Raw genomic sequence first — 20,812 nt, 5'->3', positions numbered from 1 at the left:
CCGTCCCAGCCGTTAGCGTGGCGCCGATGCAGGAGGGTCCCGCGCAGGTCCGCTTCGTGCGGGCGCTCGTCGGCGTGGTCGCGGCCTCGGCGCTGGTCTACCCCATGCTGCTCTGCGCGGTGCAGCTGCTCTTCGCTCAGCTCGTCGTGGTCGACGTGGCGGCGGTCGTGGTCTGGCTCGTCGTCGCGGTCACCTGCAGCATCGCGGCCGTGGCGGTCCTGCGGTGGGGTGCGGCCCGGCCGGTCCGCAGCCCGTGGCTCGTCACCGGGCTGCTGCCGCCGGCAGCCTTCGAGCTGTGGCTGCTCTGGCCGCTGCTCACCGGGTGAGCCCCGGCGGGCCGCGTCGGGCAGGATGGCCGCGTGACGACCGGGACGCTGGTGCTGCTCCGCCACGGCGAGAGCGAGTGGAACAAGGCCAACCTGTTCACCGGCTGGGTGGACGTGCCGCTGTCGGAGAAGGGCCGCGCCGAGGCCGCCCGCGGCGGTGAGCTGCTCGCCGAGCACGGGCTGCTGCCCGAGGTCTGCCACACCTCCGTGCTCAAGCGGGCCATCTCCACCGCCGAGCTGGCGCTGGCGTCCGCCGACCGGCAGTGGATCCCGGTCAAGCGCTCCTGGCGGCTCAACGAGCGGCACTACGGCGCGCTGCAGGGCAAGGACAAGGCGCAGACGCTCGCCGAGTACGGCGAGGAGCAGTTCACGATCTGGCGCCGCTCCTACAGCACGCCGCCGCCGCCGATCGAGCCCGGCAGCGAGTACGCCCAGGACGACGACCCGCGCTACGCGATGCTGCCGCCGGAGGTGCGGCCGGGGACCGAGTGCCTGGCCGACGTCGTCGTCCGGATGCTGCCCTACTGGTACGACGCGATCGTGCCCGACCTGCGCGCCGGCCTCACCGTGCTCGTCGCCGCGCACGGCAACAGCCTGCGGGCGCTGGTCAAGCACCTCGACGGGATGGGTGAGGACGAGGTCGTCGGGCTCAACATCCCCACCGGGGTGCCGCTGCGCTACGACCTGGACGACGACCTGCGCCCGGTGAAGCCGGGCGGGGAGTACCTCGACCCCGAGGCCGCGGCCGCGGCGATCGAGGCGGTCAAGAACCAGGGCAAGCGCTGAACGACGACCGGGGCCCCTCCCGCGCGGGAGGGGCCCCGGTCGTCGTCGCCGGATCAGCCCGCGGCGCTGACCCGGCGCTCGCCGGTGACCAGGTAGACCACCCGCCGGGCGACGTTCACCGCGTGGTCGGCGAACCGCTCGTAGTAGCGGCCCAGCAGGGTGATGTCGATGGCGGTCTCCACGCCGTGCGGCCAGTCGGCGGAGAGCACCTCGCGGAACAGCTGCCGGTGCAGCTGGTCCATCGCGTCGTCGTCGTCCTCGAGCTCGAGCGCAGCCTCGACGTCGCGCTTGGCGATCACCGTGCCGGCCTTGGTCACCAGCCCCTCGGCGACGTGCCCGGCCTCGAGGAACACCGGCCGCACCTCCTGGGGCACCGCCGACTCCGGGAACCGCATGCGCGCGACCTTGGCGATGTGCTCGGCCAGGTCGCCCATCCGTTCGAAGTCGCTGGCGATCCGCATGGCGGTGATGACCGTGCGCAGCTCGGTGGCCACCGGCGCCTGGCGGGCCAGCAGGGTGAAGCAGCGCTGGTCGATGCTCTCGCGGGTCGCGTCGAGGGCGTCGTCGGAGGCGATGACCAGGTCGGCCAGCGTGACGTCGGCGTCGAGCAGGGCGGTGGTCGCCTTGCTCAGCTGCGAGCCCACCGAGTTCGCCATCTCCACCAGGCAGTCCCGGATGTCGTCGAGCTCCTCGCGGAAGTTGTCGCGCACCGTCGTCCTCCTCGCCGGCCGTCCTGGCCGTGTTCACCTGCGCCCGGTCCCCCTGACCCGACGGCCCGGCGCTCTCGGTGTCGAGGGTAGGTCCGCTACGGTTCCGCATCCGGCCCGCCGGGTGAACGAGTGGGCACGGGAACGTGAACAGTGCCGGTACGGGCGTGTGGCACCACCCCGACGGGGGACGACGGGCTGCTGCGCGCGCCTACAGTCATGATCGTGAGCCCCACGGTCGCCCTCGTGGTCGGCCTGGTCGTCGGTGGCGCCCTGGTCGCCACCGTCCTGCTGCGCTACAACCGCCCGGACCTGGACCGCACGACCCCGCCGCCGGCGCCGCCGCTGTCCGAGGCCGTCCTGGCCCGCCGGCTCGTCGACCTGATGGACCCGGCGGTCGTGGTCCTCGACGCCGACGACGTGGTGGTGCTCGCCAACCCGCCGGCGCGGGGGCTGGGCATCGTCCGCGACACCCGGCTGCTGGTGCCCGAGCTGCTCGAGCAGGCGCGCGCCGTCCGGGACGGCAGCCGGCGCCGGGCGGAGGTGGAGCTGCCCGGCGCGCTGGTCGGCGGGGGGCCGCGGCGGGTCGGGGTGCACGGCATCCGGCTGCAGCCCGGCGAGCTGCCGGGCCCGGTCGCCCTCGTGCTGATGGACGTCACCGAGGCACGGCGCGTGGAGGCGGTCCGGCGCGACTTCGTCGCCAACGTCGGCCACGAGCTGAAGACCCCCGTCGGCGCCCTCAGCCTGCTGGCCGAGGCGGTGGAGGACGCCGCCGACGACCCGGACACGGTGCGCCGGTTCGCCGCCCGGATGAACCACGAGGCCGACCGGCTCGGCCGGCTGGTCCGCGAGCTCATCGACCTGTCCCGGCTGCAGGGCGGCGAGCCGCTGCCCGAGCTCACGCCGGTCGAGGTGGACCGCGTCGTCGCCGAGGCGGTGGACCGCACCGGCCTGGCCGCGTCGGCCAAGCAGATCACCATCGCCGCCGGCGGGCAGCTCGGCCTGGTCGTGCGCGGGGTGGAGTCGCAGCTGGCCACCGCGGTGACCAACCTGCTGGCCAACGCCGTCGCCTACAGCCCCGAGGGCACCCGCATCGCGGTCGGCGCCCGTGCCCGGTCCGGGTTCGCCGAGATCACCGTGACCGACAGCGGCATCGGCATCCCGAAGGAGGACCGCTCGCGGGTCTTCGAGCGCTTCTACCGGGTCGACCAGTCGCGGGCCACGAGCACCGGCGGCACCGGCCTCGGGCTGGCGATCGTGAAGCACGTGGCGAGCAACCACGGCGGCTCGGTGAGCGTGTGGAGCGAGGAGGGCCTCGGCTCCACGTTCACCCTGCGCATCCCGCTCGCCGTCCACCGCGCGGGGCCGCGCACCCCCGGCGACGACGTCGCCGGCCTCGAACCCGCCGGCGACACCGTCGTCCGGCCCTCCGGCGCCGGAGGGACCGGAGCAGATCCGGCCGGCGGCGGGACCGCCGGACACGACATGGCCGGCGGCAGGACCGCCGGACACGACATGGCCGGCGGCAGGGCCGCCGGCGACGCCCCGAAGGGACGGTCATGACGCGAGTGCTCGTGGTGGAGGACGAGGAGTCCTTCTCCGACGCGCTGTCCTACATGCTGCGGAAGGAGGGGTACGAGGCCGTCGTCGCGGCCAGCGGGCCGGAGGCGCTGGCCGAGTTCGACCGCGGCGGCGCCGACATCGTGCTGCTCGACCTGATGCTCCCCGGCCTGCCCGGCACCGAGGTGTGCCGGTCGCTGCGGGCCCGCAGCGGCGTGCCGATCATCATGCTGACCGCCAAGGACTCCGAGGTCGACAAGGTCGTCGGTCTGGAGCTCGGCGCCGACGACTACGTCACCAAGCCGTACTCCGCGCGGGAGCTCGTCGCCCGGATCCGGGCGGTCCTCCGCCGTCGCGGCGAGGCGGACGTGCCCGCCGAGTCGGCGCTGGAGGCCGGCCCGGTCCGGATGGACGTCGAGCGGCACGTCGTCGCGGTGGACGGCGAGCCGGTGTCGCTGCCGCTCAAGGAGTTCGACCTCCTCGAGCTGCTGCTCCGCAACGCCGGCCGGGTGCTCACCCGCGGCCAGCTGATCGACCGGGTCTGGGGCTCGGACTACGTGGGCGACACCAAGACCCTCGACGTCCACGTGAAGCGGCTGCGGGCCAAGATCGAGCCCGACCCGGCCAACCCGAAGTACCTGGTCACGGTCCGGGGCCTGGGCTACAAGCTCGAGGCATGAGGGACCGACCGGCCCGGGGTCACGCTCCCCGGCCGGTCTCCTCCTGCAGCTCGTCGATCTTGCGCGAGGCGTCGGCCTTGGTGAGGTCCTCGGGGACCTCCTCGCCGGCCTCGCGGGCCAGCGTGCCGAGGTAGCTCCGCTGCGCGCCGGTGGCCGGCTCGTCCCCGGTCACCCAGTCCGACGGGTCCTTCTCCGTGGTGCGCTCGGTGTGCTCGTTCGATTCGCTCATGTGTTCGATCGTAGGGGCGCTGACGGCGTCCCGCAGGTCGACGTCAGGCCCCGACCAGCTCGCGCTCGGCGCCGTTGGGCCGCTGGGCGCGGACGGCGTCCCAGCGACGGCCGGTGCGGTAGACGTGCACCTGGCCGCAGGCCGGGCACTCGACGTGCATCGCGATGTGGGTCGGGTGGTTGGTCACCGAGCGGATGCGCCGCTCGGCGACGAGCTCGTCGGTCCGGGTCACGGGGCAGGTGATCAGCAACATGGGATGAGCGTGCTCCCGACGGAGCCACCCGACGAGTGGCAGGAGTGACGCGGATCGCGTCATTTCTGCCATACTGTCGGCATGGCGCTCGCGCACCGTCCGCTCGTGGTCAGCACCGTCGTCGCCGACGGCCTGGTGGGTAGTTTCGGGCTCGGGGTGGCCGCCGAGGTCTTCGGCTACGACCGCCGGGAGATGGGTCTGCCCCGCTTCGACTTCGGCCTGGTCACCGAGCAGCCCGGCGTCGTCCGCACCGACACCGGCATCCCCCTGACGGTGGAGCACGGCCTCGACCGGCTGGCCGCCTCGGACATCGTGACCATCACCGCCTGGGAGCTGTTCAGCCGCGTGCCGACGCCGCAGCTGCTCGACGCGTTCCGCACCGCGCACGCCAACGGGGCGCTGATCGTCAGCCAGTGCACCGGGGCGTTCGTGCTCGCCGCCGCCGGGCTGCTCGACGGCCAGCGGGCCACGACCCACTGGAAGTACGCCGGGGAGCTGGCCGCCCGGTACCCGGCGGTGCACGTCGACCCGATGGTCCTCTACGTCGACAACGGGCAGATCATCACCGGCGCCGGCACCGCGGCGGGCGTGGACACGCTGCTGCACGTCGTCCGCCGGGAGTGGGGCGCGGCCGCGGCCAACGCGCTGGCCCGCGAGATGGTCGTGGCGCCGCACCGCGACGGCGGGCAGGCCCAGTTCATCGACGCGCCCGTGCCGGCCTGCGAGGACGACCTGCTCGGCGCCGTCCTGGAGTGGGCCTCGGCGCACCTGGCCGACGAGATCAGCGTCGACACCCTCGCCCGCCGGGCGCTGATGAGCCCGCGCAGCTTCGCCCGCCGGTTCAAGGCGACCACGGGGACGACGCCGCACGCCTGGCTGCTCGGCCAGCGGCTGGCCGCCGCGGAAGAGCTGCTGGAGAACAGCGACGCACCGGTCGAGGAGATCGCCCGCCTGGTCGGCTTCGGCACCGCCGCGGGCCTGCGCGAGCAGTTCACCCGGCGCCGCGGTGTCTCCCCGCGCGCCTACCGCCAGACGTTCCGCGCCGCCCTCGTGGGGGACGACGACCGCGCCGCCTGAACGCGGAAAAGGAAGCCATACCCGCGTCGGGAGCCGCAGGACGTGGGAAGAGCTTCCTATGCCTCGGGAGGGCCGGGCTCAGGCGCCGGGGATCGGGCGGGCGATGCCGACCAGCGAGTCCAGCCGGGTGGCGTTGGCCGGCGCCAGAGGGCTGCGCACCACGTCGGTCAGGGCGAGCCCGGCCCGCGCCAGCAGCAGCGCGTGCGTGCGCGGCGTGAAGTGCCAGATGTGCTCGGTGGGCTTGAGGGTCCACCAGCGGGTGCCGAGCAGCCGGGCAGGCAGCGAGGAGTAGTAGGGCGTCGAGAACACGACGACGCCGTCGTCGGCCACCAGCGAGCGCACCGAGCGCCAGAAGGACAGCGGGTCGGGCACGTGCTCGACGGTGTCCCAGGCGCAGACGACGTCGAAGCCGGGGGTCAGCGGCGCGTCCTCGAGTTGCCCGCAGAAGACGTCGAGGCCGAGGGCCGACTGTGCGTGCTTCGCGCCGGTGCGGGAGAGCTCGACGCCGGACGTCGTCCAGCCGGCCGCGCGGGCCGCGGCGAGGAAGAGGCCGTAGCCGGCGCCGACCTCGAGCAGCCGCCCGCCGACCGGCGCGCTGCCCCTGACCCGGTCGATCAGCCGCAGCCGGCCGGCGGTCCAGGTGCGCTGCAGCAGCATCGCGGGGGAGAACCGGCCCCCGGTGCCAGGGGCGCCGTCGTCGGACCCGGAGGCGCCGGCGGCCCCAGCGGCGCCGGAGACGCCGCTGCCGTAGACCCCGCCCTCGAAGTAGGTGACGTCGTCGTAGAGCCGCTGCAGCGCCTCCGGGCGCAGGCGGGGGCTGATGAAGACCAGCCGGCACTGCGGGCAGCGCACCACGCCGAACGGGGCGACGTCGTGCACGAGCGTGCCGGGGATGCCGCACAGGCAGCAGGCGACGTCCTCGGTGTCCTCGCTCGTCCACCGCGCCCGCTCGTCCACCCGGTCAGCCTACGGAGCCGCCGGCCCGATCCCGTGCACCGGTGGACGCCGCGCCGACCGGCGGGGCGGCGGGCGGGCTGTCACCCGTGCTGGCGTGGCGCAGCGCCAGCAGCGTGCTGATCCGGCGGCGCACCACCGGCGAGACGAGACCGTGCTCGTCGTGGGGGTCCAGCAGTTCCCCGGGGACGACGACGTAGCGGTTGGGCGCGGCCTCGGCCTGGGCGAGGAAGGCGCGGCGCACCGCCAGCGGGTCGGCGCCGGCCGGCGCCGCGGTGACCGGCGAGTCGACCACCACGGTGAGGTCGGGCAGCAGCCCGTGGGTGGCCCACAGCGACGTCCGGAAGATGCGGTCGGCGTCCAGGCCCTGGCCGGCGCCGTGGAAGGCGATCGAGGTGTCCACGTAGTGGGTGTTCACCACGACCTGGTTGCGCTCCAGCGCCGGGCGGATGACGGTCGCCACGTGCTGCGCGCGGTCGGCGGCGGCCAGCAGCGCGGCCGTGTGCGCCCCGACCTTGCGGCCCTCGTCGTCGGCCTCCGCGGAGCCGGGGCCGGGCGGGAACAGCACGCCGCGCACCTGCCGGCCGAGGGGGGTGTCGCTCGGCTCGGAGGTGACCTCGACCGGGCACCCGCAGTCGATCAGCACCTGCGCGAGGTCGGCGGTGTACCGGCGGGTCAGCTCGCGGTCGGCGCCCTCGACGACGATGAACAGCCCCACCCCGCTGGCCGAGGCCGACAGCAGGTCCGACCGGCCCCACAGCAGGCGCAGCACGTCGCGGAAGCGGGTGCGCGAGCGGCCGGGCACGACCTGGCGGGTGGCGTAAGCGCTGACCACGAGCGCCAGCAGCCCGCCGATGAGCAGCGTGAGACCCGGTCCGGTGACGGTGAGCACGAGGTCGCCGAGCCGGATGTCGTGGGTGCCCAGCAGGCCGGCCAGGCCGGGGCCGATGGCCACGGCGAGCAGCAGCACGATGCGCACCGAGGAGATGACGAAGGCGAAGACCCGGCCGCGCAGCCGGTCCTCCACCTCGAAGCCGATCAGCGTGTAGCCGATGATCCAGCACACCCCGGCGAACAGGCCGACGAGGAAGGCGGCCCCGGTGGCCAGCACGAAGTCGCGCAGCACCGACATCGCCAGCAGCGCCAGCCCGGCCAGCCCGATGGCGTGCGAGAAGACGCTGCGGCGGGGGACGGTCGGCAGGATCCGTGGGCCGACCAGCATGCCGATCGCCAGGCCGGTGAAGACCACGCCGAAGACCACGCCGTAGCCCGCGGTGCCGGCCTGGAGCGTGGCCACGTAGAGCTGGGCGACGCCGATGGTCAGCCCACCGGCCCCGAACGCGCCGATCACCCCCACGTAGAGGGCGCGCATGAGCGGCTGGCCGCGCAGGAAGGACACGCCCTCCACGACGAGGGAGAAGACGTTGCGCTGCCCGCCGTCCCGGTCCGGTGGCGTGCCGGGGATGAGCCGGCGGGAGAACAGCACGGTGCAGGCGCTGACGAGGAAGGTGACGGCGTTGAAGACCAGCGCGACGACGATCGCCGTGCGCGCCTCGTCGCCCTCGCCGCCCTCGAAGACCCGGGTCGCCGTCGACAGCAGCGCGAACACCAGCGAGGCCACCGGGACGGCGCCGTAGACGCTGAACAGCGAGACCTGGTTGGCCACCGCCAGCCGCTCGCGCGGCACGATCGCCACCCACATCGCCTGCTTGGCGGGGTTGGTGAACAGCCCCACCGCCTCGACGAGGAACTGGGCGATGTACAGCCAGGTCAGCTCGTAGGTGGCGGCGATCGACAGGTACAGCGCGAAGGCGAGGAACTCGCCCACGATCACCGTCGTCCGCCGGTCGAGCCGGTCGGCGAGCGCGCCGGCCACCGGGCCGAGCACGAGGTCGGGCAGCAGGCGGGTGAGGATGACGCCGGAGATCGCAGCGCCCTGGACGGCGAGCGACTCGTCGCGGGTCAGCTGCTGCGCCATCGCCGTGGTGGCCAGCAGGCCCAGCCAGTCGCCGAGGCTGGAGACGGTGATCGTGGCCCACAGCCGGCGGAAGACCGGGATGCGGACCAGCGCGAGGAAGGCGTTGTCCGGCCGGGCACCGGGGGCCCGCGACCGCCCTCCTGCCCTGGAGGACCTCGCGTGGTGCTCGGTCACTGTCCCCGCCGTCCGCTCGTGGTGCCGTCCCCGGCGAGGGTAGTGGCGGGAACGCCCGACTCAGAGCCCCTGCGCCCCGGACGGGTGGTGCGCGTCGGGTCGCCTTCGGTGCAGGACGACGGGCACCGGCGCCGGGCTGGCCGGGTGCGGGGCGATCAGGCCCAGGTCGAGCCGGGCCTCGGTGAGCCGGCGCAGTTCCGCGTAGGCCGGCCCGCCGACCAGGGCGGTCAGCTCCGCGGCGTAGGTGACCACCAGCGGTTCGGGGGAGACGTGCGCCGCCGGGGAGCCGGTGCACCACCAGTGCAGATCCGCGCCCCCGGGGCCCCAGCCGCGCCGGTCGAACTCCCCGATGCTCGACACCAGCACCGTCGTGCCGTCGGGGCGCTGCACCTCCTCCTGCTCCCGGCGCACCGGCAGCTGCCAGCAGACGTCGGGCTTGGTGAGCATCGGGTGCAGGTCCTCCCGCACGGCCATGCGGTGCAGCGCGCAGCCGGTGCCGCCGGGGAAGCCGGGCCGGTTGAGGAACACGCAGGCGCCGTCGACCAGCCGGGTGCGCAGGGAGCGGACGCCGCCCTCCTCGTCGGCGTCGTCCTCCTCGGTCCAGGCGCCGCGGCCGACCGGGGCCAGCTGCCAGTCCTCGTCGGCGAGGTCGGCGACGGCGGCGGTGACCCGCGCCAGGTCGTCCTCGTCGGTGAAGAAGGCGCCGTGGCTGCAGCAGCCGTCGTCCGGCCGGCCCTCGACCACCCCGGCGCAGCCGCGGCCGAACACGCAGGTCCAGGCGGAGGAGAGCCAGGTGAGGTCGGCGCGGACGACGTGCCCGGGGTCGGCCGGGTCGGGGAACTCCACCCACTCGCGGGCGAAGTCCGGCGGCACCTCCGGCGGCACGTCGTGCACCGGCCCAGGGTAGGTGGCCGACGGCGGCGTCGAGCCGGCGCGCCCGGTCCGGGGGAGGACGGCGCGCGGCGCAGGCCCCGGCTGCTGACCGGCTCAGCCCCTCCGGGAACCGACCGGCAGACTGACCGCATGCGGCTCGGGGTGCTGGACGTCGGATCGAACACCGTCCACCTGCTCGTGGTGGACGCCCACCGCGGCGCTCATCCCACCCCGATGCACGACGACCGCGCGGTGCTGCGGCTCGCCGAGCACGTCGGCCGCGACGACCTGCTCTCCCGGGACGGCGAGAAGGCGCTGGTCAAGGCGGTGCGCAGGGCCTGCGACATGGCCGAGCGGCAGGGCTGCGAGCAGCTGCTGGCGCTGGTGACCTCCGCGATCCGGGAGGCCGACAACGGCCTGGAGGTGCTCGAGCGGGTCCGCCAGAAGACCGGCGTCCACCTGGAGGTGACCAGCGGCGAGGAGGAGGCCCGGCTGACCTTCCTCGCCGTCCGCCGGTGGTTCGGGTGGAGCGCGGGCCGGCTGCTCGTGCTCGACATCGGCGGCGGCTCGCTGGAGCTGGCCAGCGGCATGGACGAGGACGCGGACGTCGCGCTGTCGCTGCCGCTGGGTGCCGGGCGCATGACCCGCCGCTTCCTCCCCGACGCGCTCGAGGGCGGCCGTCCCGACCTGCGCGCCCTCGGCGAGCTCGACGAGTACGCCGCCGACCTGCTCGCGCCCGCGGCGAAGAAGCTGCTGGGCGGGGGACCCCCGGACCTCGTGGCCGCCACCAGCAAGACCTTCCGCACCCTCGCCCGGCTGACCGGCGCCGCGCCCTACTCCGCGGGGCTCCGGGCGCCGCGCCACCTCACCCTGGACGGCCTGGCGCAGCTGACCGGGTTCATCTCCCGCATCGAGTCCTCGGCGCTGGCCGAGCTGCAGGGCGTCTCCCCGGACCGCGCCCACCAGGTCCCCGCCGGCGCCGTCGTGGCGCGGGCCGCGATGCGCGCCCTCGACGTACCGTCCGTCCGGATCTGCCCGTGGGCCCTGCGCGAGGGGGTCATCCTGCGGCGACTCGACGCGTTGGGGGACGAGCGATGACGGAGGCCCGGCGGGATCCGGAGACCGGGGGCCGGCCGCTGGCCGACATCCTGCGGGAGGCCGGGGTCGAGTCCCCGCGCGGGCGGAGGCGCCGGGGGGACGACGACCACGACACCGGCGTCCGGCAGCGTGGCGCCGGCGGGGACCGCACCGAGCGCGGGGAGCGCAGCAGCGACACCGGCCGGGTGGCGGAGCGCGGCGCGTTCGGCCGGCGGGCGACCGACCGCACCGGCGACCTGGCCCCGCCGACCCCCGAACGCCGCCGTCCCCGCGCCGCCGATCCGTCGACCGCGGCGATCCCGGGCCTGCGCCCCTCCCGGAAGCCGGGCGTGCCGAGCGCGACGACGGCCACGACAGGTGTGGTCGGGACCCCCGCCAGGGCGAAGGCGACCGACGAGGCGCCCTCGACCGGGCCGATCCCCGTCGTCCGCGCCGACGCCGACGCGCCGCTGCTCGACGACGGGGCGGTCGGCGGGCGGGAGGGGGCGCTGGCCTGGCTGCGCTTCGCCGGCGAGCTCGTGGTCGCCCTCGCTGCCGGCGTCGGCATCTACTTCCTGTTCACCGTGCTGTGGGAGCTGCTGCCCTACCTGGCCGTGCTCCTGGCCCCCCTGGCCGTCGCCGGCCTGGTCGCCGGGGTGGCGGCCTGGCGGCAGCGGCAGGACAAGGAGGCCGCCGGCGTCCGGCTGGTCGGCATCCTGGTCTTCGCCGGCACGCTGCTCACCATCGCGCCGGCCGCGAGCCTGCTCTCGGGCACCTGAGGAAGGCGGCTCCTCCGCGGGTGCTCTCCGTCAGTCCTCCTCGTCCTCGTCGTCGTCCGAGTCCTGCGGACCGGCGGCGAACTGCTCGACCATCGCGGCCGTGAACGCGTCGAGGTCGTCGGGCTGGCGGCTGGTCACCAGGTTGCCGTCGACGACGACCTCCTCGTCCACCCACTTGGCGCCCGCGTTGCGCAGGTCGGTCTGCAGGGACGGCCACGAGGTCATCCGCCGGCCCCGCACGACGTCGGCCTCGGCCAGCACCCAGGGCGCGTGACAGATCGCGGCCACCGGCTTGCCCGCGTCGAAGAAGGCCTTCACGAAGGCCACGGCGTCGGCGTCGGCGCGGATGAAGTCGCCGTTGATCACGCCGCCGGGCAGCACCAGGGCCGCGTACTCGTCGGGGTCGGTGGAGCTCACGACGGCGTCGACCCGCTTGGTGTCGGCCTTGTCGATGTGGTCGTAGGCGGTGATCTCGCCGGCCTCGAGCGACACCAGCTCGGGCTCGGCCCCGGCCTCCTCCAGCGCCTGCCAGGGCCGGTCGAGCTCGATCTGCTCCACGCCGTCGGTCGCGAGGACCGCCACCTTCATCCGGTCCAGTTCTCCAGCCATGCGGCCGCCGCTACCCCGGCCCTGCGGGTGACACACGCGTCCGGCACTACGGTTCGGCTCGTGCGCGCGCAGACCCCCGCCCCGGTGCGCCGCCTGCTGGGCCGGCGCCCCCTGACCCTCGCCGGAGCCGGCCCGCGGGTCGAGGACGCCGTCCGGGCCGCCGCCGAGGTGGTCGGCGCCGGCCACCCGGTCGCGCTCGAGCACCGGCCCGCCGGGGACGCCCCCGACCCCGCCGCCGAGCTGCGCGACCTCGTCGCGGGCGTGACGGCGGCCGGGCTGGCCGCCTCCTGCGAGCTGACCGTGCCGGTGGACCGGGTGGGCCTCGGGGCGCTGCCGGTGGCGCGGGCCGCGCTGGAGGCCGGGCTGGGGGTGGCGCTGGACGGTGCGCCGGGCGTGGTCGCCGGGGTGTCGGCCCGGGTGCCGTCCGCGGCCGTCGTCGTCCGCGCGGGCACCGCCGGCGCCGAGGAGCGGTGCCGGGAGCTGGCCCCCGGCCGGGTCCGGCTGACCGAGGGGCGCGGCGCCGCCGCCGACCTGTCCTTCGTGCGCTGCCTGAACGTGCTGATGGCCGGGGCCGGGCGGCCCGCGATCGGCACCACCGACCCGCGGCTGGTCGCCATCGCCGGCGAGCGCGCCGCCTGGAACGAACGAGCACCCGACAGCTGGGAGTACGTCATGCCGTGGAGAGTCCACACCGAGCAGCAGCGCCGGCTGGCCGCCGGCGGGTACCAGGTGCGGGTGGCCCTGCCCTCGGGCGCCGGCCACCCGGGAGCGGCCCTGCGGCGGCTGGCGGGCCGGTCGTGAGCGAGGCGAGGCAGGGGCTGGCGATCATCGGCGGCGGCAAGATCGGGGAGGCGCTGCTCTCCGGGCTGATCCGGCGCAGCGGCGCCGACGGCATCGTCGTGTGCGAGCGCAGCCCGGAGCGGGCCGCGGAGCTGAGCACGCGGTACGGTATCCCGGCACTGGGCCTGGTCGAGGCGGCCGCGCGGGCCCGGGTGCTGCTGCTGGCGGTCAAGCCGCAGGACATCGGCGCGCTGCTGGGGCAGCTGGCCTCCGCCGTCGACCCCGGGCACCTGGTCGTGTCGGTCGCCGCCGGCGTCCCGACGTCCACCCTCGAGGAGGCGCTGCCCGCGGGCGTGCCCGTGGTCCGCGTCATGCCGAACACGCCGGCGCTGGTCGACGAGGGCATGAGCGTGCTGTCGGCCGGCGCGCACGCCGGCGAGTCGCACCTGGACGAGGCGGAGGCGCTGCTGGCCGCGGTGGGCCGGGTGCGCCGGGTGCCGGAGACCCAGCAGGACGCGGTGACGGCGCTGTCGGGCAGCGGGCCGGCGTACTTCTTCTACCTGGTAGAGGCGATGATCGACGCCGGCATCCTGCTGGGGCTGCCGCGCACCCTGGCCGCCGACCTCATCGTGCAGACCGCGCTCGGTGCGGCGGTGATGCTGCGCGACTCGGGGGAGCACCCCGTCCAGCTGCGGGAGGCCGTCACCAGCCCCGGCGGGACGACGATCGCGGCCATCCGGGAGCTGGAGCGGCACGGGGTCCGCGCCGCGCTGATCGCCGCGATCGAGGCGGCACACGACCGCTCCGTCGAACTCGGGCGGGACGCGAGGGATCGATGAGGCTACCCCCATCGGGGGACAACATGTCGACAATCCGTGAGCAGATGGGAACGTGTCGTCGACGACGCGCCCGAACACATGTCGACAGAGCTACATAGGTGTAGTTCTGCCCAGGACGGACCGGTCCGCCTGTTCGTTTCTTCCATCGCTTCTGTCCCACCCATCCCCCTACTCTCTGTATCAGCACGTGCGTGTCCCGTAGTCGGTGGGGAAGCCGGCGCCCGACGCGTGCTAGGTCCGGAGATGAAGTCATGACCATGCCCCAGCGCACCGCCCACGCCGCCGCCTACGCCCGTCCGGGCGTCCCCGGCCCGCGTCAGGTCGCCCGGCCGATCTCGGCCGCCTCGATGGGCCGCCCGATCGCCCCGGCCCACCCGGCCGCCATGCCCGTCGGCCGCCCGACCGTGCCCGCGCCCCGCTCGGCCGTCACGTTCCTGACCGTCGCCGAGGTCGCCAGCATGATGCGGGTCTCGAAGATGACCGTGTACCGCCTCGTGCACGCCGGCGAGCTCGCCGCCGTCCGCGTCGGCCGCTCGTTCCGCGTCCCGGAGCGCGCCGTCCAGGACTACCTGCGCGACGCCTACACCGACATCGCCTGAAAGAGGCCGCCGTCCTCCGAGGCGGCTGCCTGCACCACACCTCCCCCTCCGGGTGAGGAGATCGCGCCGGATGGTTCCCCGTGGCAGCGTCGCCGCGGGGGCGCCGGGTACGCTCGGTCGCCGAGCGACGCCGGGCAGGTCCGGGTGTCGCCCACGAGCTGATCACCTCGCGCGGCGCCCGGAGTGACCTCCCTGGTCACCGACGAGTGCCGCGCGGCGACGACGTCGGGAGCACGACCATGGGTTCGGTCATCAAGAAGCGCCGCAAGCGGATGGCGAAGAAGAAGCACCGCAAGCTGCTCAAGAAGACGCGCGTCCAGCGTCGAAACAAGAAGTGAGCTGACGCTCGTGCCGCCTGCGGTCGTCCTGGTCACCGGTGTCAGCCGATGGCTGGGCGGAGCGCTGGCGGCCGAGCTCGCTCGCGACCCCGCCATCGAGCGGGTCATCGGGGTGGACACCGTCCCCCCGTCCCCGGAGGTCCTCCGCCGGCTCGGCCGCACCGAGTTCGTGCGGGCCGACATCCGCAGCCCGCTGATCGGCAAGGTCATCACGACGGCCTCGGTCGACACCGTCGTGCACATGAACATCAGCGCCACGCCCGCCGGATCCGGTGGGCGGGGACCGATGAAGGAGCTCAACGTCATCGGGACGATGCAGCTCCTCGCCGCCTGCCAGCGCGCGCCCTCGGTCCGCCGCTTCGTGCTGAAGTCGACCAGTGCCGTCTACGGCGCCTCCTCCCGCGACCCCGCCGTCTTCACCGAGGCCATGCAGGCCCGGCGGGTGCCCTCCGGCGGGTTCGCCAAGGACAGCCTCGACATCGAGGGCTACGTCCGGTCCTTCGCCCGCCGCCGCCCCGACGTCGGGGTGGTGTCGCTGCGGTTCACGAACTTCATCGGCCCGCGGATCGACTCGCTGCTCACGCACTTCCTGCGCATGCCGCTGGTGCCCACCGCCCTGGGCTACGACGCCCGCGTGCAGCTGCTGCACGAGGACGACGCGCTCTCCGTGCTCACCCGCGCGACCACCGGCGGGTTCGAGGGCACGGTGAACGTGGGCGGGGACGGCACGCTGCTGCTCTCCCAGGTGATCCGCCGGCTCGGCCGGCTGCAGGTGCCCCTCCCGTCGGTGACGCTCGGCTCGGTCGGCCGGCTGACCCGGCGGTTCGGCTTCGTCGACTACTCCCCGGAGCAGATGCGCTTCCTCAACTTCGGCCGGGTGGTCGACACGACCGTGCTCCGCGAGGAGTTCGGCTACACCCCGCGCCACACGACGGCAGAGGCCCTGGCCGACTACGCGGCCACCATCGCGCCGGTGGTTCCCCCGGACCTCGTCCGCGGTGCGACGACCCGCGCGCAGGAGCTCGTCGCCCGGCTCGGCGCGGCCGCGGGCTCGGTGGGGGAGCGGCTGCGGCCGGCCCCCGCCGCGCCGGGACTGCGGGCGGTGCGCGATGCCTGAGGCACGGGTCATCCGGCTGCGGCCCGACGACGAGGACGCGCACGTCCCGCCGCCGCCGTCGGCCAGCTGGGAAGAGCAGGTCGCCGGGGGGCTGGAGTTCCTCCGGCGCCGGCTGACCGGCGACTACGAGACCGACGAGTTCGGCTTCGACCCCGACCTGACCGACCACGTGCTGCTGCCGATGCTGCGGCCGCTGTTCTCGCGGTGGTTCCGGGTGGAGACGCACGGCACGGAGAACGTGCCCGACACCGGCGGTGCGCTCGTCGTCGCCAACCACTCCGGCACCGTCCCGATCGACGCGCTGATGACGACGGTCGCGCTGCACGACGACCACCCGGCCCGGCGCCGGCTGCGGCTGCTCGGCGCCGACCTGGTCTTCGAGCTGCCCTTCGTCGGCACCGTCTCCCGCAAGATGGGCACCACCCTGGCCTGCAACGAGGACGCCGAGCGCCTGCTCACCGGCGGCGAGCTGGTCGGCGTCTTCCCCGAGGGCTTCAAGGGGATCGGCAAGCCGTTCCGCGAGCGGTACACGCTGCAGCGGTTCGGCCGGGGAGGTTTCGTCACGGCGGCGCTGCGCACCGGGGCCCCGATCATCCCGTGCGCCATCGTCGGCGCCGAGGAGACGTACCCGATGATCGGCAACGCGAAGACGATCGCCCGGCTGCTCGGGCTGCCGTACTTCCCGATCACGCCGACGTTCCCGGCGCTCGGCCCGCTCGGGCTGCTGCCGCTGCCGTCGAAGTGGCTGATCGCGTTCGGTGAGCCGATCGAGACGGCGTCCTACGGTCCGGCCGCCGCCGAGGACCCGATGCTGGTGTTCAACCTGACCGACCAGGTGCGGGAGACCATCCAGCAGTCGCTCTACCAGCTGCTGCTCCAGCGCAAGTCCGTCTTCGGCTGAGGACCCCGGCCCCGTCCCGGGGACGGGGTCCGCTCAGTGCGCCCCGGCCTCGCCCGGGGAGTGGGCCTTGCGCCGGTGGATCGTGAGGTTCATGACGGCGACCACCACGGCGCCGACGACGAGCCCGAGGAACGCGCTGGCCAGCGTGTTGACCAGCCAGCCCACGACCCCGCCGAACGCACCGGTGGCCTCGTGCGCCGCCTCCTCCCAGTGGTGCACGGTCTCGTAGAGCAGGTGCCAGCCCAGCTCGTCGGTGCCCACCAGCAGGATGTGGCCGCCGACCCACAGCATCGCCGCGGTGCCGACCACGGTGAGGGCGGTGAGCAGCCGCGGCATCGCCTTGACCAGTCCGCGGCCCAGCGCCGCCACCCGCTGCCCGGGTCGCTGGGACAGGCTCAGTCCGACGTCGTCCATCTTCACGATGACGCCGACGACGCCGTACACCAGGACGGTGATGCCGACCGCGACGATCGCGAGGATCACCGTGCGCGACAGGAACGGCTGGTCGACCACCTCGTTGAGCGAGATGACCATGATCTCGGCCGACAGGATGAAGTCGGTGCGCACGGCGCCGGAGATGATGGTCTTCTCGTCCGGGAGGGCCTTCTCGGCCGCGGCGTGGGGGTCGTCGTGGCCGCGGAGCTTGTGCCAGACCTTCTCCGCACCCTCGTAGCACAGGTAGGCGCCGCCGACCATGAGGATCGGGGTGAGGAGGACCGGCAGGAACTGACTGAGCAGCAGCACCGCGGGCAGGATGATGAGCAGCTTGTTGCGCAGCGACCCCAGGGCGATGCGCCGGATGATCGGCAGCTCGCGCTCCGCGGCCAGGCCGTGCACGTACTGCGGCGTGACCGCCGTGTCGTCGACGACGACACCGGCAGCCTTCACGCTGGCCCGTCCAGCGGCGGCCCCGATGTCGTCGACGGAGGCGGCGGCGGCACGCGCCAGCACCGCCACGTCGTCGAACAGGGCCACGAGTCCACCAGCCAAGGCAGGTCCTTCCGGTCGGTCCGCACGCGTGTGCCGTGCACGTGATGATGGTCGGTCCGGCCGGATGGCGCCCGGCCTCCCCGCGGGAGTACCCGGTCGGGCCCGTCGAACGCCTCGTGTCGGTGCGGCGACTCAGAAGGGCCAGCGCTGGCGGCGACGGAGGGCCAGCGCGCCGCCGACCAGGCCGCCGGAGAGCGCGGCGGCCGCCACGGTGGGGACGCCGATTCTCGCGGCCTTGCGACCGGTGCGGAAGTCCTTGACCTCCCAGCCCCGGGATCGGGCGACCGCGCGCAGCTCCGTGTCCGGGTTCACCGCGACCGCCGTCCCGGCGAGGGTGAGCATCGGCAGGTCGTTGGAGCTGTCGCTGTAGGCGGTGCACCGGGAGAGGTCCAGGCCCTCGCGCTCGGCCAGGGCCCGCACCGCCTCGGCCTTGGCCTCCCCGTGCATGAGCTCGCCGACCAGCCGGCCGGTGTAGTGCCCGTCGACCACCTCCGCGACGGTGCCCAGCGCGCCGGTGAGGCCTAGGCGGTGGGCGATGATCCGGGCCAGCTCCACCGGGGTCGCGGTGACCAGCCACACCCGTTGCCCGGCGTCGAGGTGCTTCTGGGCGAGCACGCGGGTGCCGGCCCAGATCCGGTCGGCCATCAGCTCGTCGTAGATCTCCTCGCTGACCGCGACGATCTCGACGACCGGCCGGCCGGCGACGAAGGCCAGCGCGTTCTCGCGGATGGTGTGCATGTCGTCGGCGCTCTCGTTGCCGGCGACGCGGAACTTCGCCTGCTGCCACACGAACAGCGCCAGGTCGCGGGCGCGGAAGTACTTGCGGGCGGCCAGCCCGCGCGCGAACCAGAACAGCGAGGCGCCCATCATCATCGTGTTGTCGACGTCGAAGAACGCGGCCGCGGCCAGGTCCGGGACGACGGCAGGTGCGGGCTCGACCTCGGCGGCGGCGGCGGAGGCGGCACCGGCGACGTGCGCCCGGGTCTCCTCGTCCGGCAGCTCCGCCTGGCGCCGTGCGCGGCGGCCGCGGAAGGGCAGTCCCGACACCACGACCTCCCCCTGTCTCCGTGCGCCGCCGGGGCAGCCGAGGCGGGGCGGGGCGGCGCGATCCGACCCTAGTGGGCGTCCGGCGTGCGCCGAGGACGCGGGTTCAGCAGATCAGCAGCGGGATGCAGACCGGCAGTGGCGTGTCGACCAGCGGTGGCGGAGCCGGCCGGGACGGCGCCGGGACGGTCGGGAGCCCACCCGCCGGCGGGCCGCCGACCGGCGGCAGGGGGAGTGGCCGGGACGGCGACGGGGCCGGGGCCTGCGGCGTCGACGACGCGACCCCGCCGGAGGGCGCACCGGCGTCGGCCGGTTGCGGTCCCGGCGGCGTCGCGGGCGTCGGGTCCGGCGCATCGGCGGCGGGTCCGGTCACGGGCGCCGGGTCGGCCGTCGGCGGTGCGGGCGCCTCCGGCGCAGCGGCCGCCGGGACCTCCGCCGCGCACGCCACCGGAACCGGGCCGAGGGCGTCCGGCGCGTCGACCGCCGGGCCGGTGGGGCAGGCCAGCGCGCTCCGCAGGCCCGCGGCACGCCGGGCCAGGTCGGCGAGCAGCGTCAGCGAGTCCTCCGCGGCGGCGCCCGCGCCGGCCGGGACGTCGGACCGGAGCGCGACCAGCCCGACGCTCTGCTCCGCCGTCCAGACGGCCAGCTCGTCGACGGGGGCGGCGTCCGCGTCGCGCACCGCCTGCGCCGCGAGCAGGGCGGCGCCCTGGGTCGTCTGCTCGTCCATCGTGTCCAGCACGCCGATGACGACGTCGGCGGGGGCGGCTCCGGCCAGGGCGCCGAGCTCGTCGAGCCGGGTGGCGGCGAACTGCAGCAGGGTCAGGCCGCGGTCGCTGCCGGTCAGCGCCAGCCGGGTCTGCTCGGTGCCGCGCTTGACGCCGTAGAGGACGTCGCCGGGCCGGGCGTCGCCGGCCAGCGCGACCACCCCGCCTGCGGCGGTCACCGTGAGCGCGGCGCCGACCAGGCCGGCGGTCAGCCGGGCGCGCCAGGCCGGCGTCCTCCGGTCCGAGGCCCGCGCGGCCAGCAGCCGCCGCAGCCGCGAGCGCGGTGCGGGGACCGGCGTGCGCACCGCGGCCATCGCCACCAGCCTGTCGCGGGTCCCCGCCCGGAAGGCCGGGTCCGGCCCGTCGTCGAGCCCGGCGGCCAGCACCTGCAGGCGGGCGAGGACGCCGTCCTCCCGCTCGCGCAGCGCGGTGCGACGGGCGCCCGCGGGCGCCGCGCCGTCGGGACCGCTCACCGGGTGCCTCCGAGCCGTGGGATGGGGGTGGGTCGTCCAGCGCGGCGCACCCGTGCGGTCAACGAGCCGGCGCGGGGGCCGGTGACGGGGGCCGGCGTGCCGCTCATCGCAGTCCCTCCGGCAGCAGCGCGGCCAGCCGGCGCACCGCGCGGTGGGTGAGGGCCTTGACCGCGCCGTCCTTCTTGCCCATGACCGCGGCGGTCTCGGCCACCGACAGGCCCTGCAGGAAGCGCAGCGAGATGCACTCCTGCTGCTCGCTGCCCAGCTGGCGGATGCAGGAGAGCAGCTGCTCGTTGGTCAGCTGCCGCACCACGGCGTCCTCCGGGCCCTCGGTGGCCCGGTCGGCGTCGCGCATGTCCGCGGTGGTGACCTCCAGCCGGTAGCGGCTGCTCTTCACGTGGTCGAGGACGAGGTTGCGGGCGATGGTGACCAGCCAGGCGCCGACGTCGCGGCCCTGGTAGGTGAGGGAGTCGATCCGCCGCAGCGCCCGGACGAAGGTCTCGCTGGTGAGGTCCTCGGCCACGGTCCGGTTCCCCACCCGGTGCAGCAGGTAGCGGAAGACCATGTCCACGTACCGGTCGTAGAGCCGGCCGAAGGCCTCGGCGTCGCCGCCCTGCGCCGCGCGGACCAGCTCCCAGACGTCGACGTCGGGCTCGGCGAGGGCGCCGAGCGCGGCCGGCCGCGCCTCGTCGAGCGCGGCCGCCTCGGTCAGGGCGCCGTCGACCGGCTGCGGCGGTGGCATGCGGGCGTCGGACCTCCTCCTCGGCCCGCGGGCCGCCTCGGCTCGCACCACCCCCGCGGGGCGGCGCACAGTGCTGCGGGGCTCCCCCCCATGGTGACAACATCGCGGCAGCCCGTCCACGACGTGGTCACCCACCGTGTCGTGGCCCTTCCCGCGGGTGGCC

24 protein-coding genes are annotated in these 20,812 nt (G+C 75.0%); 13 read left to right on the top strand and 11 right to left on the bottom strand.

Going from position 1 to position 20,812, the window contains the following annotated elements; genetic code table 11:
- The first annotated feature begins 26 nt into the window (after positions 1-26).
- Together MY520_RS03405 and MY520_RS03400 are read left to right on the top strand one after the other, a co-directional pair.
- Complete coding sequence (locus tag MY520_RS03405) at positions 27-326, top strand: hypothetical protein (protein ID WP_436690103.1); 300 nt, start codon at positions 27-29, stop codon at positions 324-326.
- 33 nt (positions 327-359) lie between these two features.
- Positions 360-1,112 (top strand): phosphoglyceromutase, encoded by a 753-nt coding sequence (locus MY520_RS03400; RefSeq protein ID WP_436690101.1) that lies wholly within the window; start codon positions 360-362, stop codon positions 1,110-1,112.
- Between the two features lie 53 nt (positions 1,113-1,165).
- Here the strand turns inward: MY520_RS03400 and phoU are convergent, their stop codons facing one another.
- Positions 1,166-1,822: a phosphate signaling complex protein PhoU gene (gene phoU / locus MY520_RS03395; protein WP_436690099.1), complete on the bottom strand. Its 657-nt coding sequence runs from the start codon at positions 1,820-1,822 to the stop codon at positions 1,166-1,168.
- A gap of 222 nt (positions 1,823-2,044) precedes the next feature.
- Between phoU and MY520_RS03390 the strand changes: the two genes are divergently transcribed.
- Positions 2,045-3,382: a sensor histidine kinase gene (locus MY520_RS03390; protein ID WP_436690097.1), complete on the top strand. Its 1,338-nt coding sequence runs from the start codon at positions 2,045-2,047 to the stop codon at positions 3,380-3,382.
- Positions 3,379-4,059 carry a winged helix-turn-helix domain-containing protein gene (locus MY520_RS03385; protein WP_436690095.1) on the top strand — a complete coding sequence of 227 codons (681 nt, stop codon included), beginning with the start codon at positions 3,379-3,381 and terminating at the stop codon, positions 4,057-4,059. The genes MY520_RS03390 and MY520_RS03385 overlap by 4 nt, the downstream gene beginning before the upstream one ends.
- Before the next feature lie 19 nt (positions 4,060-4,078).
- Here the strand turns inward: MY520_RS03385 and MY520_RS03380 are convergent, their stop codons facing one another.
- Positions 4,079-4,288, bottom strand: a complete 210-nt coding sequence (locus MY520_RS03380; RefSeq protein WP_436690093.1) for a DUF3072 domain-containing protein — start codon at positions 4,286-4,288, stop codon at positions 4,079-4,081.
- A 43-nt stretch (positions 4,289-4,331) separates the two neighbouring features.
- Positions 4,332-4,541, bottom strand: a complete 210-nt coding sequence (locus MY520_RS03375) for a hypothetical protein (RefSeq protein WP_436690091.1) — start codon at positions 4,539-4,541, stop codon at positions 4,332-4,334.
- 81 nt (positions 4,542-4,622) lie between these two features.
- Between MY520_RS03375 and MY520_RS03370 the strand changes: the two genes are divergently transcribed.
- The gene (locus MY520_RS03370) at positions 4,623-5,618 is read left to right on the top strand and encodes a helix-turn-helix domain-containing protein (RefSeq protein WP_436690089.1); all 996 of its coding nucleotides are present in this window, start codon (positions 4,623-4,625) and stop codon (positions 5,616-5,618) included.
- 78 nt (positions 5,619-5,696) lie between these two features.
- Here MY520_RS03370 and MY520_RS03365 read toward each other — a convergent pair whose 3' ends face one another.
- From MY520_RS03365 to MY520_RS03355, 3 genes are read right to left on the bottom strand one after another with little or no spacing between them, the layout of a single operon-like run.
- Complete coding sequence (locus MY520_RS03365; RefSeq protein ID WP_436690087.1) at positions 5,697-6,575, bottom strand: class I SAM-dependent methyltransferase; 879 nt, start codon at positions 6,573-6,575, stop codon at positions 5,697-5,699.
- Positions 6,576-6,579: 4 nt separating this feature from the next.
- Positions 6,580-8,724, bottom strand: a complete 2,145-nt coding sequence (locus tag MY520_RS03360) for a bifunctional MFS transporter/dTMP kinase (RefSeq protein WP_436690085.1) — start codon at positions 8,722-8,724, stop codon at positions 6,580-6,582.
- Between the two features lie 60 nt (positions 8,725-8,784).
- Positions 8,785-9,618 carry a hypothetical protein gene (locus tag MY520_RS03355; RefSeq protein WP_436690083.1) on the bottom strand — a complete coding sequence of 278 codons (834 nt, stop codon included), beginning with the start codon at positions 9,616-9,618 and terminating at the stop codon, positions 8,785-8,787.
- Positions 9,619-9,747: 129 nt separating this feature from the next.
- Here MY520_RS03355 and MY520_RS03350 point away from each other — a divergent pair, with 129 nt between their 5' ends.
- Positions 9,748-10,695: a Ppx/GppA phosphatase family protein gene (locus tag MY520_RS03350; RefSeq protein WP_436690081.1), complete on the top strand. Its 948-nt coding sequence runs from the start codon at positions 9,748-9,750 to the stop codon at positions 10,693-10,695.
- The gene (locus MY520_RS03345; protein ID WP_436690079.1) at positions 10,692-11,453 is read left to right on the top strand and encodes a hypothetical protein; all 762 of its coding nucleotides are present in this window, start codon (positions 10,692-10,694) and stop codon (positions 11,451-11,453) included. Before MY520_RS03350 ends, MY520_RS03345 begins: the two co-directional genes overlap by 4 nt.
- Before the next feature lie 30 nt (positions 11,454-11,483).
- Here MY520_RS03345 and MY520_RS03340 read toward each other — a convergent pair whose 3' ends face one another.
- Positions 11,484-12,062: a type 1 glutamine amidotransferase domain-containing protein gene (locus tag MY520_RS03340; RefSeq protein WP_436690077.1), complete on the bottom strand. Its 579-nt coding sequence runs from the start codon at positions 12,060-12,062 to the stop codon at positions 11,484-11,486.
- 60 nt (positions 12,063-12,122) lie between these two features.
- Between MY520_RS03340 and MY520_RS03335 the strand changes: the two genes are divergently transcribed.
- From MY520_RS03335 to MY520_RS03310, 6 genes are all read left to right on the top strand, one after another.
- Positions 12,123-12,863: a hypothetical protein gene (locus MY520_RS03335; protein ID WP_436690075.1), complete on the top strand. Its 741-nt coding sequence runs from the start codon at positions 12,123-12,125 to the stop codon at positions 12,861-12,863.
- Positions 12,860-13,681: a pyrroline-5-carboxylate reductase gene (gene proC / locus MY520_RS03330; protein ID WP_436690073.1), complete on the top strand. Its 822-nt coding sequence runs from the start codon at positions 12,860-12,862 to the stop codon at positions 13,679-13,681. The genes MY520_RS03335 and proC overlap by 4 nt, the downstream gene beginning before the upstream one ends.
- A gap of 251 nt (positions 13,682-13,932) precedes the next feature.
- Positions 13,933-14,280, top strand: coding sequence for a helix-turn-helix domain-containing protein (locus MY520_RS03325; RefSeq protein ID WP_436690071.1), 348 nt, complete (start codon positions 13,933-13,935; stop codon positions 14,278-14,280).
- 239 nt (positions 14,281-14,519) lie between these two features.
- A complete protein-coding gene (locus MY520_RS03320; protein ID WP_012854759.1) occupies positions 14,520-14,618 on the top strand; it encodes a 30S ribosomal protein bS22 in 99 nt (32 codons plus the stop codon).
- A gap of 10 nt (positions 14,619-14,628) precedes the next feature.
- Entirely contained in the window at positions 14,629-15,735 is a 1,107-nt protein-coding gene (locus tag MY520_RS03315) for an NAD-dependent epimerase/dehydratase family protein (RefSeq protein ID WP_436690069.1), read from the top strand.
- On the top strand, positions 15,728-16,636 hold the full coding sequence (locus MY520_RS03310) for a lysophospholipid acyltransferase family protein (RefSeq protein ID WP_436690067.1): 909 nt from the start codon (positions 15,728-15,730) through the stop codon (positions 16,634-16,636). The genes MY520_RS03315 and MY520_RS03310 overlap by 8 nt, the downstream gene beginning before the upstream one ends.
- 33 nt (positions 16,637-16,669) lie before the next feature.
- Here MY520_RS03310 and MY520_RS03305 read toward each other — a convergent pair whose 3' ends face one another.
- The 4 genes from MY520_RS03305 to MY520_RS03290 all read right to left on the bottom strand — a co-directional run bounded on the left by MY520_RS03305 (position 16,670) and on the right by MY520_RS03290 (position 20,649).
- A complete protein-coding gene (locus tag MY520_RS03305) occupies positions 16,670-17,626 on the bottom strand; it encodes a DUF808 domain-containing protein (protein WP_436690065.1) in 957 nt (318 codons plus the stop codon).
- A 132-nt stretch (positions 17,627-17,758) separates the two neighbouring features.
- Positions 17,759-18,673 (bottom strand): HAD family hydrolase, encoded by a 915-nt coding sequence (locus MY520_RS03300; RefSeq protein ID WP_436690063.1) that lies wholly within the window; start codon positions 18,671-18,673, stop codon positions 17,759-17,761.
- 103 nt (positions 18,674-18,776) lie between these two features.
- The gene (locus MY520_RS03295) at positions 18,777-19,907 is read right to left on the bottom strand and encodes a DUF5667 domain-containing protein (RefSeq protein WP_436690061.1); all 1,131 of its coding nucleotides are present in this window, start codon (positions 19,905-19,907) and stop codon (positions 18,777-18,779) included.
- A gap of 103 nt (positions 19,908-20,010) precedes the next feature.
- Entirely contained in the window at positions 20,011-20,649 is a 639-nt protein-coding gene (locus MY520_RS03290) for a sigma-70 family RNA polymerase sigma factor (protein WP_436690059.1), read from the bottom strand.
- Between the last annotated feature and the right edge of the window lie 163 nt (positions 20,650-20,812).

It is taken from the genome of Geodermatophilus sp. CPCC 205506 (assembly GCF_051383635.1).
Taxonomy (GTDB): domain Bacteria; phylum Actinomycetota; class Actinomycetes; order Mycobacteriales; family Geodermatophilaceae; genus Geodermatophilus.
Note: the sequence above shows the minus strand (reverse complement) of the source record. Positions and strands in the feature narration are given on the sequence as shown.

Bases quoted from the DNA above. Each gene is read 5' to 3' on its own strand.
- MY520_RS03405 (WP_436690103.1), top strand. From the start codon at position 27: ATGCAGGAGGGTCCCGCGCAGGTCCGCTTCGTGCGGGCGCTCGTCGGC.
- MY520_RS03385 (WP_436690095.1), top strand. From the start codon at position 3,379: ATGACGCGAGTGCTCGTGGTGGAGGACGAGGAGTCCTTCTCCGACGCG.
- MY520_RS03380 (WP_436690093.1), bottom strand. From the start codon at position 4,288: ATGAGCGAATCGAACGAGCACACCGAGCGCACCACGGAGAAGGACCCG.
- MY520_RS03375 (WP_436690091.1), bottom strand. From the start codon at position 4,541: ATGTTGCTGATCACCTGCCCCGTGACCCGGACCGACGAGCTCGTCGCC.
- MY520_RS03370 (WP_436690089.1), top strand. From the start codon at position 4,623: ATGGCGCTCGCGCACCGTCCGCTCGTGGTCAGCACCGTCGTCGCCGAC.
- MY520_RS03350 (WP_436690081.1), top strand. From the start codon at position 9,748: ATGCGGCTCGGGGTGCTGGACGTCGGATCGAACACCGTCCACCTGCTC.
- MY520_RS03345 (WP_436690079.1), top strand. From the start codon at position 10,692: ATGACGGAGGCCCGGCGGGATCCGGAGACCGGGGGCCGGCCGCTGGCC.
- MY520_RS03340 (WP_436690077.1), bottom strand. From the start codon at position 12,062: ATGGCTGGAGAACTGGACCGGATGAAGGTGGCGGTCCTCGCGACCGAC.
- MY520_RS03325 (WP_436690071.1), top strand. From the start codon at position 13,933: ATGACCATGCCCCAGCGCACCGCCCACGCCGCCGCCTACGCCCGTCCG.
- MY520_RS03320 (WP_012854759.1), top strand. From the start codon at position 14,520: ATGGGTTCGGTCATCAAGAAGCGCCGCAAGCGGATGGCGAAGAAGAAG.
- MY520_RS03310 (WP_436690067.1), top strand. From the start codon at position 15,728: ATGCCTGAGGCACGGGTCATCCGGCTGCGGCCCGACGACGAGGACGCG.
- MY520_RS03290 (WP_436690059.1), bottom strand. From the start codon at position 20,649: ATGCCACCGCCGCAGCCGGTCGACGGCGCCCTGACCGAGGCGGCCGCG.